This window comes from Coprococcus sp. AF51-11b1 (assembly GCF_027682785.1).
Taxonomy (GTDB): domain Bacteria; phylum Bacillota; class Clostridia; order Lachnospirales; family Lachnospiraceae; genus Allocoprococcus; species Allocoprococcus comes.
On sequence record NZ_JAQCZB010000006.1, the window covers coordinates 146,165 to 158,612 of the forward strand.

Sequence of the window (12,448 nt, forward strand, 5' to 3'; positions counted from 1 at the left end):
CCTTTTATGGATAATTGTTATGAATATTGAAGATCCGGTGGACGAACGGACATTTTCCGGAATCCAGGTGACAGTGACACATCCGGAAATCGTAACAAATCCGGGCAATACATATCAGATTCTGGATGACAGCAGGACGATATCCGTAACAGTAAAGGCAAAACGTTCTATTTTAAATAAAATTAAAACTGATGATATCAGAGCAACAGCGGATATGAAGAATCTGGATGTCAGAACCAGATCCCTGATCCCGATCGATATATCGATCCCTTCTTATGCAGGAAGGTTTGAGGCGACTGCCAATCCGATCAATCTGCGAGTAAGCATTGAACTTGGAAAATCAGAGACTTTCCCGATCACTGCAACCAGTTCGGGAACACCGAGAGACGGATATCAGGTGGGTGAGCTGAAAGCAAATCCGGAGAAGATTAAGATCAGCGGACCAGAATCAGTAATCGATTCAATCGACAAGGTGGTAGCACTTGTCGATGTTTCAGGACAGTCTAAAGATGAGGAAAAAGAAGCAGAGCTGATTCTTTATGATAACAATGGAAAGATCGTAGATTCGACACAGATTGAAAATAACCTGGGAGATGAAGGACTGAAAGTTCAGATAACTATGCTTCAGACAAAGAGTATTCCGGTAGAATTTGATACTTCGATGATTGGCACTGCCAGCGGATATCATTTCAGTGGGATCACGATCCAGCCGGAAAGTATTCAGATCGTAGGTACAGAAGAGCAGCTTGCAATGGTGGATTCTATTGAGATTCCGGCAGAAGAGCTGGCAGAAGATGGTCTGGACCAGACAATAGAAAAGACAGTAGATATCGCCAATTATCTTCCGTACTGGGCAAAGACAGACCAGGACAGCGCAGGAGGCGTACCGATCGTTATAAAGATCCAGGTAGAGAAATTCGGAACTAAGACAGTTGAATTCCCATACAATTCCATTGCGCTGCTGAATGCACCAAAGGATTACAAGGTGTCATATGCAGAACAGGGCGATCTGGAAATTGTTGTGCGTGGTTCTAAAGAGGATCTGGATGATTTTACTCTTGAAAAAGGAAGCGTGTCAATCAATCTGAACGATTGCAAGACAGCGGGAACCTATAATGTTCCGATCCAGGTTACACTTCCTGACGGAATTGAACTTGAAGATACGATCAATGTACAGATCACATTGACAAAGAGCAGTGGAGGAGAAAATGATCAGTAAAAAGGTAACGATCAAAAATCCGACGGGATTGCATTTGAGACCGGCAGGACTTTTCTGCAAGATGGCACTGGAATATGAAAGTAAGATCACTTTTCATTACCGGGATACGGAAGGAAACGCGAAAAGTGTTCTGAGCGTACTTGGTGCATGCATTAAGTCCGGAGATACGATTGAGATCGTGTGTGAGGGAAAAGATGAAGAGAAGGCACTTGACGCTATGGTAGAATTAGTGGAAAGTGGGATTGGAGAGTAAGAGATAAATGAAAAAAGAGGGATTTTATTCATCGGGAGAATTTGCCCGTATGGCACATGTCACCGTGCGTACCATCAGATATTATGACAGCCATGATATATTAAAACCGTCTTTTGTAAATGAATCAGGAGCTCGTTTTTATACAGATGAGGATTTCACAAGACTTCAGCAGATACTTCTGCTGAAGTTTTTGGGTTTTTCGCTGAATGATATCAAAAATATGACTATCGGAGATATGGATTATCATTTTTTGTCAGATTCGCTGGAAGTACAATTAAAACTGGTTCGTGATAAGATCGAACAATTGCAGCTGGTTGAAAAGGCAATTGAAGATACTTCCGGTGAGATCAGAGAGTATCATACGGTAAACTGGAACAAAATGCTGGAACTGATTCATCTTACAGGAATGGAAAATGCGGTAAAGAAGCAGTATCAAAATGCCACCAATATTGCTTCCCGAATCCGCCTGCACCGATTATATTCGGTAAATAAAGAGGGATGGTTCCCCTGGATCTATCGAAATCTTGAATTGAAAAATGGACTGAAGGTTTTAGAAATCGGTTGTGGAAACGGAATGCTCTGGAAAGAGAATATACAGAAAATACCAGACAGCATCAGCATAACACTTTCTGACCTGTCCGAGGGTATGTTAAGAGATGCCAGAAGAAACATCGGTCAAAAGGATAAGAGATTCGAATTTGAAATCCTAGATGCAGAAAAGATTCCCTTTGTGGCAGAAACCTTTGATCTGGTGATCGCCAATCATATGCTGTTTTATTGTGAAGATCTGAGTCAGACCTGCAGGGAAGTGGCAAGAGTATTAAAGAAATCCGGAAGATTCATATGCAGTACCTATGGAAAAAAACATATGAAAGAAGTAAGTGAGCTGGCAAAAGGATTTGACAATCGGATTGTACTGTCAGCTGACAATCTGTATGAGAAATTTGGGAAAGAAAACGGAAAAGAAATCTTGAAACCATATTTTCATGAAATTTCGTGGCAGGAATATAAAGATAAGCTGGAAATTCAGGATGCAGAACCGTTGATCGCATATATCCTTTCCTGCCATGGCAATCAGAATCAATACATCTTGAGCAGATACCAGGAGTTCAGAGATTATGTAAAACAAAAAGCTGGCAAAGGATACGATGTGACAAAAGAAGCAGGCATTTTTGTCTGCAGGAAATAAACAGTGCAAAAATGTCTGCTTCTATCTTGAGAACAGGATAAATAATATTAAATCCGGTCAAGAGGCTAGACTTCTGAAATCAGGATCTCCAAAGAAAGTATGGAATGTGAAATCAGAGAATCTGCCTTGATCAGAGAATCTGAATTCCAGGTTTCATAGTAAATTTCTTTGGTGTTTCAATATATGCTTTTCCTTTAATGTCATATCTTTGCACCGATTCAATTAGGAAAGAATGTTAAGAAGATCTTCCAGTCACAAATACATCCATATTATCTTTACGAAGGTAGTCATTCAGAACAGCTTCAAAATAAAAATCTTTGTGAATCTCCATCTTAAAACCTCCTTGCGAAAGATTTTTGCAACATGTTGCATTTTTCTATTCTACAATTATATTATATGTGTTAATCTAGATCCTTAAATATATCATAAAAAAAGACTTGAAGGTAACGTAACGTCATCTTTTATAATAGTAATTGTAAATAATAGAACTAAATTGCTGCATACAGACAAGATCGTGTACAGAGAGGAGAATTTTAGATGAAAGGAATCATTCTTGCTGGTGGATCAGGAACAAGACTTTATCCATTAACCATGGTAACATCGAAACAGCTACTTCCGATTTATGACAAACCAATGATTTATTATCCAATGTCAGTGCTTATGAATGCGGGGATTAGAGATATTCTGATTATTTCGACACCTGCAGATACACCGAGATTTCAGGATCTGTTAGGAGATGGACACCAGTTTGGCGTAAATCTTCAGTATGCTGTACAGCCAAGTCCGGATGGACTGGCACAGGCATTTATCATAGGAGCAGACTTTATTGGTGATGAGCCGGTGGCAATGGTTTTAGGAGATAATATTTTTGCCGGACATGGCTTGAAGAAGAGATTAAAAGCCGCAGTAGAAAATGCAGAAACAGGAAAAGGGGCAACCGTTTTCGGATATTATGTAGATGATCCGGAACGTTTTGGAATTGTAGAGTTTGATAAGAATGGAAAAGCTGTCTCTATTGAAGAGAAGCCGGAACATCCAAAGAGTAATTATTGTGTAACAGGTCTTTATTTTTACGATAACCGTGTTGTTGAATACGCAAAGAACTTAAAACCAAGTGCAAGAGGAGAACTGGAAATCACAGATCTGAACCGCATTTATCTGGAAGATAACAGCTTGAATGTGGAACTTCTTGGACAGGGATTTACCTGGCTTGACACAGGAACCCATGAATCACTGGTAGATGCAACGAATTTTGTAAAGACAGTAGAGCAGCATCAGCATAGAAAAATCGCGTGTCTCGAGGAAATCGCATATCTGAACGGATGGATTTCAAAGGAAGAAGTTCTCGAGGTTTATGAAGTTTTAAAGAAAAATCAGTATGGACAGTACCTGAAAGATGTATTAGATGGAAAATATCAGGAACATTTGTATTAAGAAAGATGAGGAAATAAGAATGACGATAATTGTAACCGGAGGAGCCGGATTTATAGGAAGTAACTTTGTATTTCATATGCTGGAAAAATATCCTGACTACCGAATTGTATGTGTAGATAAGCTGACATATGCAGGAAACTTATCCACTTTGGCACCGGTCACGGATAATCCGAACTTCCGTTTCTGTAAGATTGATATCTGCGACAGAGAGGCAATTTATCAATTGTTTGAAGAAGAACATCCGGACATGGTTGTAAACTTCGCAGCAGAATCCCATGTAGACCGTTCCATCGAGAATCCGGAAGTATTCCTGGATACCAATATCAAGGGAACTGCTGTTATGATGGACGCCTGCCGTAAATATGGAATCCAGAGATATCATCAGGTAAGTACAGATGAAGTATATGGTGATCTTCCGCTGGACAGACCGGACCTTTTCTTTACAGAAGAAACACCGATCCACACAAGCTCTCCGTACAGCAGTTCCAAGGCAGGAGCAGACCTTCTGGTTCTTGCTTATCACAGAACCTATGGACTTCCTGTAACCATCAGCCGTTGCTCCAACAACTATGGCCCATATCATTTCCCGGAAAAACTGATTCCGCTGATGATCGCCAATGCATTAGCTGATAAGCCGCTTCCGGTTTATGGAGAAGGCTTAAATGTACGTGACTGGTTATATGTTGAGGATCATTGCCGTGCCATAGACCTTATTATTCATAAAGGACGTGTCGGAGAAGTGTACAATGTCGGCGGACATAATGAAATGAAGAATATCGACATCGTAAAGATCATCTGCAAAGAACTTGGAAAACCGGAAAGTCTGATCACACATGTAACCGACCGTAAAGGACATGATATGCGTTACGCCATCGATCCAACTAAGATCCACAATGAACTTGGATGGCTTCCGGAAACCAAATTTGAAGATGGAATCAAAAAGACCATTCAGTGGTACTTAGATAACAAGGAATGGTGGGAGACAATCATTTCCGGCGAATATCAGAATTACTATGAAAAAATGTATGGCAACAGATAAGAATAGTAGGAGCGATAGTCGAATGAAAGTATTTGTAACAGGTGTGGCAGGTCAGCTTGGCCATGATGTCATGAATGAATTGAAAAAAAGAGGCTATGAGGGCATCGGTTCCGATCTTGCACCGGAATATGCAGGAGTGCAGGACGGAAGTGCTGTTACCACAATGCCATATGTTCCTTTAGATATTACAGATAAAGAAGCAGTAGAAAAAGTTCTCACAGAATGCAGACCGGATGTTGTGATCCACTGTGCTGCATGGACTGCGGTAGATCTTGCAGAAGATGAGGATAAGATGGCAAAGGTTCGTGCTATCAATGCCGGAGGGACAGAAAATATTGCAAAGGTTTGCAAAAAGCTTGACTGCAAGATGGTTTACATTTCCACAGACTATGTATTTGACGGACAGGGAACAGAACCATGGCAGCCGGATTGCACTGCTTATAAGCCCCTGAATGTTTACGGACAGACAAAGCTGGAAGGTGAGCAGGCGGTCAGCAGCAATCTTGAACGCTACTTTATCGTTCGTATTGCATGGGTATTTGGAGTAAATGGAAAGAACTTCATTAAGACGATGCTGAATGTAGCAAAAACACATGATACGTTGAAAGTTGTAAATGACCAGATCGGTACCCCGACATATACCTATGATTTGGCACGTTTGCTGGTGGATATGATCGAAACCGACAAATATGGTTATTATCATGCGACAAACGAAGGCGGCTATATCAGCTGGTATGATTTTACTAAGGAAATATTCCGACAGGCCGTAGAGATGGGAAGAACAGAATATGCCGAGGATGCTGTGAAAGTGCTTCCGGTTACAACGGAAGAATACGGAGTTTCCAAGGCAAAACGACCGTTTAACAGCAGATTAGATAAGAAGAAGCTGGTGGAAAATGGTTTTACACCTCTCCCGACATGGCAGGATGCTTTGAAGAGATATTTGAAAGAAATTGAGTTCTAGGTAAGGAGCGGAAAAAATGGGACAGATTAAAGTAGAAAAAAATGCAGGTGGAATCGAAGGACTTTGCGTGATCGAACCAACCGTACACGGTGATGCGCGCGGATATTTTATGGAGACCTACAATCAGAAAGATATGGAAGAAGCAGGACTTACAATGACCTTTGTACAGGATAATCAGTCTTCTTCTACCAAAGGAGTACTCAGAGGTCTGCATTTTCAGAAACAGTTTCCTCAGGGAAAACTGGTTCGTGTTGTAAAAGGAAGCGTTTTTGATGTCGCTGTGGACTTGAGAAGTGGATCCGAAACCTATGGGAAATGGTTTGGAGTAGAACTGACAGAAGAAAATAAAAAACAGTTCTATATTCCGGAAGGATTCGCTCACGGATTCCTGGTGTTATCTGACCTGGCAGAATTCTGCTACAAGTGTACAGATTTTTATCATCCGGGAGATGAAGGCGGACTTGCATGGAATGATCCGGAAATCGGCATCGAATGGCCGGAGCTGACGGGAGAATATCATGGTACAGCAAGCGGCGAAGGTTATACATTGACAGATGGAACCAAACTGAATTTAAGTGAAAAAGATGTATTATGGAAAGGTTTGAAAGATACCTTCCGATTTGAATAACAGGAATACTTATCCTCGGCACGAGTTGTGCCGGGGATTTTCATTTTATGAGAAAAATCTTAAAAAAAAGGAAAAATGTTTTAATTGAACCTTGTATGTGTTATAATCAGAGGTAAATGTTAAAATTTTGCTATATACAAATGGAGGAATTATTATGAATAAAGCTACATTAGTTGTTATGGCAGCTGGGATTGGAAGCAGATTTGGCGGTGGCATTAAGCAGTTAGAGCCGGTAGGACCAAAGGGCGAGATCATTATGGACTATTCCATTTATGATGCAATACAGGCAGGTTTTGATAAAGTTGTTTTCGTTATCAGAAAAGACTTGGAGGAAGATTTCCGTAGAATTATCGGAGACCGTATCGAGAAAAAAATCAAAGTCGAGTATGCTTTCCAGGAGGTGGATGATATACCGGCAGAATATAAAGAAAAGTTTGCCGGAAGAACGAAACCTTGGGGAACCGGTCAGGCCATTTTATGCTGTAAGGATGTAGTAAAAGAACCATTCCTTGTAATAAATGCGGATGATTATTATGGAAAAGAAGCTTATGCAGAAGCTTTTCGTGAACTGACAAAGGAAGAAGAGAAGTCAGACAAGATGCAGATCAGCATGGTAGGCTTTGTTCTTAAGAATACATTGAGTGAGAATGGCGGTGTGACACGAGGAGTCTGCAAGGTGGATGAGAACCAGATGCTGACCAAGATCGTGGAAACCTCCAATATCGTGAAAACAGAAACAGGTGCCGCAGTTTTAGCTGATGGAAAGGAAGAAATCATTAATGCGGATACTCCGGTTTCTATGAATATGTGGGGACTTACACCAGAATTTTTTGGTATTTTAGAGAGTGGTTTTGCTGAATTCCTTGACAAACAAGAAGCAGGCAATCTGAAAGGAGAATATCTGCTTCCGACCATTATCGGAGATCTTCTGGAAAAAGATCAGGTTTCGGTAAAAGTGTTAAAATCCCATGACAAGTGGTTTGGGGTTACCTATAAAGAAGACAAAGACCTTGTCGTAAGAGAAGTAAAAGCTCTGATAGAAAAAGGGCTATATCCAGAGAATTAAGGAAGAGGAAAAGAATAAATGGGTGATGTATTATATATAGTAGTTCCTTGCTACAACGAAGAAGCGGTTCTTCCGGAAACGCAAAAAGAACTGAGCAATAAGCTGGAAACAATGATTACAGCTGGTGCTGTTTCCGAAAAGAGCAGAATTATTTTTGTAGACGACGGATCAAAAGACAAAACATGGGAACTCATCGAAAAATATCACAGTGAGAATCCGAGAATTGGCGGTGTCAAGCTGGCACACAACAGAGGTCATCAGTTCGCAGTTCTGGCCGGTCTTATGACAGTAAAAGATCTGTGTGATATGGCGATTACCATGGATGCGGATCTACAGGATGACATCGATGTAGTAGACAAATTTGTTGAAAAATACAAAGAAGGCTGTGAAGTTGTATATGGAGTCAGAAATTCCCGTGCAACGGATACGTTCTTCAAAAAAACGACTGCAGAAGGATTTTACAAGATCATGCAGGCGATGGGAGTAGACATCGTATTTAACCATGCAGACTATCGACTGATGAGTAAAACCGTATTAGATGCCTTATCTGAATATAAAGAAGTAAATCTGTTTCTGCGTGGAATCGTTCCACTGATCGGGTACAAAAGCGATACCGTAGAATATGCAAGAAAAGAACGTTTTGCCGGAGAATCCAAATATCCGCTGAAAAAAATGCTTGCCTTTGCTATTGATGGAATTACTTCATTCAGTATTAAACCAATCCGTCTGATCACAACTCTCGGTGTAGGAGCCTTATGCGCCAGTGCGCTGATGATCATCTGGTTTATTATCGGAGCAGTCAGAGGAAACACAGTTTCGGGCTGGGCAACCATCGTTATTTCCATCTGGCTTTTTGGAGGACTCATCTTATTAGGTCTTGGCGTTGTCGGAGAGTATATTGGAAAGATTTATATGGAAGCAAAAGGAAGACCACGCTTCAGAGTAGAAAAATTCTTAGGGTAGAAGTAGAATGCAGAAATTAAAAGAATTATGGGATAAAATCGGAGTCCAGTTTATTAAATTTGGCATGGTAGGAGTAAGTAATACAGTTGTTTCACTGGCAACTTATTATTTGTTTACATTTTTTGGTGTGTATTATCTCATCGCGAATGCACTTGGATTTGTGACAGGAACGCTGAATGCATATTATTGGAACAGCAAATTCGTATTTAAAGAAGAAGCAAAAGAGAGTGGCAATAAAAAAGAATCCTTGGTAAAAACCTATATTTCTTATGGATTCAGCTTCATCCTCAGTACTCTTTTACTTTATTTACAGGTTAACATCCTGGGAATATCACAGGCTGTGGCACCGATTATCAATATTATGATCACAACGCCGATTAATTTTTTGATGAATAAATTTTGGACATTTGCTAAGAAGGGATAAATGGAATGGAATATCAAAATACAGATCACACATTTGCAGTGTGTGCATACAAGGAATCGCCGTATCTGGAAAGCTGCATCAAATCGCTTGTAAACCAGAAGGTAAAAAGTAATATTATCGTTTGTACGTCGACACCTTGTGAGTTTATCGAGAATATGGCAAAAAAATATGACCTTCCCTATTATGTAAGGGAAGGAAAGAGCGATATTTGTGATGACTGGAATTTTTCTGTTGCATGTACAAAAACGAATTATGTGACAGTTGCGCATCAGGATGATGTGTATAATGAACATTATGTGGAAGAACTTTTGAAACATATTCCGGATGAAAAGATGTCGATCTTTATCGCAGATTATCTGCCTCTGAAAGGCGGAAAAGTCGGAAAGCGAGATATAAACAGTAAGCTCCGGAAGTTTTTGAGACAGCCTATGAGATGTAAAAAACTTGCTGCCTCAAAGTGGTGGAGAAGAAGGATTCTATCTCTGGGGAACAGCATCTGCTGTCCGGGAGTTACCTATAATAAAAGTGTGGTAGGACTTCCAATCTTTACTTCCAAGATGAAGTTCTGTATTGACTGGGATACTTTTTTGAAATGTGCAGAGATTAAAAATTCACATTTTGCTTATTGTGATACACCTATCATTTATTATCGAATTCATGACGGGGCAACAAGCAAGGAATTTATCGTCGATCACAGAAGAATCAAAGAAGATACCGATATGTTTAATAAATTCTGGCCTTCTTTTTTAACAAAGATCATTATGGTTTTTTACAAAAAGGCTTATGATACTTACAATTAGGAACAGACAGTTTAGAATGGCGGAGTAAGTAAATGAAAATAAATAGAATATTTGCAGTGCTGATGGCAGTAATTTTTATAGGAAGTCAGCCAATGGCAGTTCTGGCAGAAGATGTGCCAAATGAAACAGAAAATGTATCAAACGAAACAGCAGAGCTGCTAAATGAATCGGAAGATGTAGCAAATGAAACAGAGAATGTATCAGATGAAGCAGAAACTGTTTCAGACGAAACAGCAGAGAGTGCAGGACTGAGGGATCAGAGCGGATTTGTGGAGAACAGTTTCCGATATTCCAACGGACAGCCGATCCAAAAGAGGTCAGCCAGTGCATATGCCATCAGTGATACATCGAATGCCTATAAAAAAATCAATGGCGTTTGCTATAATTCACAGGGAGAACCGGTTGAGGGGGCAATCGGAAAGGTCATCGACGTGAGTGAACACAACCAAGATATTGACTGGGAAAAAGTAAAGAACTCAGATGTCGATTTTGCAATTCTCCGTGTTGGATATGGAAATGATGTTTCTTATCAAGATGATAAAAAATGGCAGTATAACGTATCTGAGTGTACAAGATTAGGAATTCCTTTCGGAGTTTATATCTATTCTTACGCTGAGAATACAACGGAAGCCGAAAGTGAAGCGGATCACGTACTGCGACTGATCAAGGGATACAATCTGGCATATCCGGTGTATTATGATCTGGAGGATAACAGCCAGGTCAGCCTTGGAAATGACACGATCCAGAAGTTTGCTGAAACCTTTTGCAATAAGATCAGCAATGCAGGATATCAGGTAGGTGTGTATGCGAATCTGAATTGGTGGAACAATTACCTGACAGGCAGTGTCTATAACAACTGGCATCGCTGGGTGGCACAGTATAATTATCAATGTGATTATAACGGGAATTATGATATGTGGCAGTGCACCAGCAAGGCACAGGTGGATGGAATCAGTACAGATGTGGATGTCAGCTTTTACTATGGCGATCTGTTAAGTGATGCAGATGTGAATACACCGGTTGTAGAAGTAGGTGATACCGACCTTATCAGCTATTGTGCAAATATTCAAAATGTTGGCTGGACAGACTGGAAGAAAAACGGGCATGCCCTTGGAACAATCGGAAAGAGCCTGCGTCTGGAGGCACTGAAAATCCAGACAAACAGCGAAAATCTGGGAGTAAGTTATACCGGACTTGTGGCTGGGTATGGATGGACTGATGAAGTTCAAACCGGCGCAATGCTTGGCACAGAAGGCCAGAGCAGAGCTCTGGAGGCTATTAAACTTAATCTGACCGGAGATGATGCAGAGAATTACAATATTTATTACCGGGTACATAGCAGTAATTTTGGCTGGCTTGGCTGGGCGAAAAATGGAGAGAAAGCCGGAACAGAAGAGTATGGCTATGCAATAGAGGCAGTACAGATTGCTGTTTTGCCAAAGGGAAGCGCTGCTCCTGGAGAAACGGCAGATGCGTATCGTTTTAACGAAGAGTGGAATAAGCCGTCAGTTAAATATACCGCCCATGTGCAAAATGTAGGTTGGCAGCCGACTTGCTGCAATCAGGAAACAGCAGGAACGATCGGGAAAAACCAGCGTCTGGAAGCTTTGCAAATAAGTTTGTCTGGTCGTGGATTTTCAGGAGACATTCATTATAGTACCCATGTGGAAGATATTGGATGGCAATCAGAAGTTTCAAATGGAGAAACGGCAGGGACAACCGGACAGAATAAGAGGATTGAAGCAATAAAAATCTGGCTGACCGGTGAGATAGAAAAGGAATATAATGTGTATTACCGCGTCCATGTCCAGAACTTTGGCTGGCTTGACTGGGCGAAGAATGGAGAAATTGCAGGAACGGTTAACTATGGTTATCGGATGGAAGCAATAAAGATTGCTCTGGTTCGTAAAGACGGAGAAGGACTGACACCGGTAGGAACTTCCTCAAAAACCTTTGATACCCAGGCTGTTTACAGTGCCCATGTTCAAAATATAGGCTGGCAGGATGAGGTCTATAATGGAGAGACGATCGGAACCGTTGGTCAGGGACTCCGCATGGAGGCTTTGAAACTGGATTTATATAAGCCATTGTATTCGGGAGACGTTACCTATAGCGCCCATGTTCAGAATATTGGCTGGCAGGACTGGAAAAAAGATGGCGAGATATCCGGTACAGTCGGAGAAAAACTCCAAATGGAAGCGGTTAAGATAAAACTGACCGGTGAGATGGCGGATCATTACGATATTTATTATCGTGCACAGGTTGAAGAACTTGGCTGGCTGGAGTGGGTAAAAGATGGAAAAGAAGCCGGGACTACAGGCAAGGGATACAGACTGGAATCCTTGGAGATTAAACTTGTGCCGAAGACAGAAGGATAAAAAGAAGCATAAGGAATAGAAGAGACGCTGAAGTGATTTGCCATGAACTTCAGCGTTTCTCTGCCTTGAAAGTTATAAAAATGTTGCTACT

Annotated in this window: 12 protein-coding genes; all 12 read left to right on the forward strand. The window is 40.9% G+C overall.

Translation table 11 applies throughout. From position 1 onward, the window contains the following. The first annotated feature begins 19 nt into the window (after positions 1-19). On the forward strand, positions 20-1,219 hold the full coding sequence (locus PGY05_RS07785; RefSeq protein ID WP_270205532.1) for a CdaR family protein: 1,200 nt from the start codon (positions 20-22) through the stop codon (positions 1,217-1,219). Further along, on the forward strand, positions 1,209-1,472 hold the full coding sequence (locus PGY05_RS07790; protein ID WP_270205533.1) for an HPr family phosphocarrier protein: 264 nt from the start codon (positions 1,209-1,211) through the stop codon (positions 1,470-1,472). The genes PGY05_RS07785 and PGY05_RS07790 overlap by 11 nt, the downstream gene beginning before the upstream one ends. 7 nt (positions 1,473-1,479) lie before the next feature. Then, positions 1,480-2,661, forward strand: a complete 1,182-nt coding sequence (locus PGY05_RS07795) for a MerR family transcriptional regulator (protein WP_270205534.1) — start codon at positions 1,480-1,482, stop codon at positions 2,659-2,661. 537 nt (positions 2,662-3,198) lie between these two features. Next, positions 3,199-4,095: a glucose-1-phosphate thymidylyltransferase RfbA gene (rfbA, locus tag PGY05_RS07800; RefSeq protein ID WP_055156554.1), complete on the forward strand. Its 897-nt coding sequence runs from the start codon at positions 3,199-3,201 to the stop codon at positions 4,093-4,095. A 19-nt stretch (positions 4,096-4,114) separates the two neighbouring features. Then, positions 4,115-5,134: a dTDP-glucose 4,6-dehydratase gene (gene rfbB / locus PGY05_RS07805; RefSeq protein WP_270475631.1), complete on the forward strand. Its 1,020-nt coding sequence runs from the start codon at positions 4,115-4,117 to the stop codon at positions 5,132-5,134. Between the two features lie 22 nt (positions 5,135-5,156). Next, positions 5,157-6,098, forward strand: coding sequence for a dTDP-4-dehydrorhamnose reductase (gene rfbD / locus PGY05_RS07810; protein ID WP_117556372.1), 942 nt, complete (start codon positions 5,157-5,159; stop codon positions 6,096-6,098). 16 nt (positions 6,099-6,114) lie between these two features. After that, positions 6,115-6,726, forward strand: coding sequence for a dTDP-4-dehydrorhamnose 3,5-epimerase (rfbC, locus tag PGY05_RS07815; protein ID WP_270205535.1), 612 nt, complete (start codon positions 6,115-6,117; stop codon positions 6,724-6,726). Between the two features lie 154 nt (positions 6,727-6,880). After that, positions 6,881-7,792: a nucleotidyltransferase family protein gene (locus tag PGY05_RS07820; protein WP_117556370.1), complete on the forward strand. Its 912-nt coding sequence runs from the start codon at positions 6,881-6,883 to the stop codon at positions 7,790-7,792. An 18-nt stretch (positions 7,793-7,810) separates the two neighbouring features. Continuing rightward, positions 7,811-8,755, forward strand: a complete 945-nt coding sequence (locus PGY05_RS07825) for a glycosyltransferase family 2 protein (protein WP_117556368.1) — start codon at positions 7,811-7,813, stop codon at positions 8,753-8,755. Positions 8,756-8,762: 7 nt separating this feature from the next. Continuing rightward, positions 8,763-9,179: a GtrA family protein gene (locus tag PGY05_RS07830; RefSeq protein WP_270205536.1), complete on the forward strand. Its 417-nt coding sequence runs from the start codon at positions 8,763-8,765 to the stop codon at positions 9,177-9,179. A gap of 5 nt (positions 9,180-9,184) precedes the next feature. Then, positions 9,185-9,979: a glycosyltransferase gene (locus tag PGY05_RS07835; RefSeq protein WP_055156542.1), complete on the forward strand. Its 795-nt coding sequence runs from the start codon at positions 9,185-9,187 to the stop codon at positions 9,977-9,979. Positions 9,980-10,011: 32 nt separating this feature from the next. Next, a complete protein-coding gene (locus tag PGY05_RS07840) occupies positions 10,012-12,357 on the forward strand; it encodes a GH25 family lysozyme (protein WP_270205537.1) in 2,346 nt (781 codons plus the stop codon). The last annotated feature ends 91 nt before the right edge of the window (positions 12,358-12,448 follow it).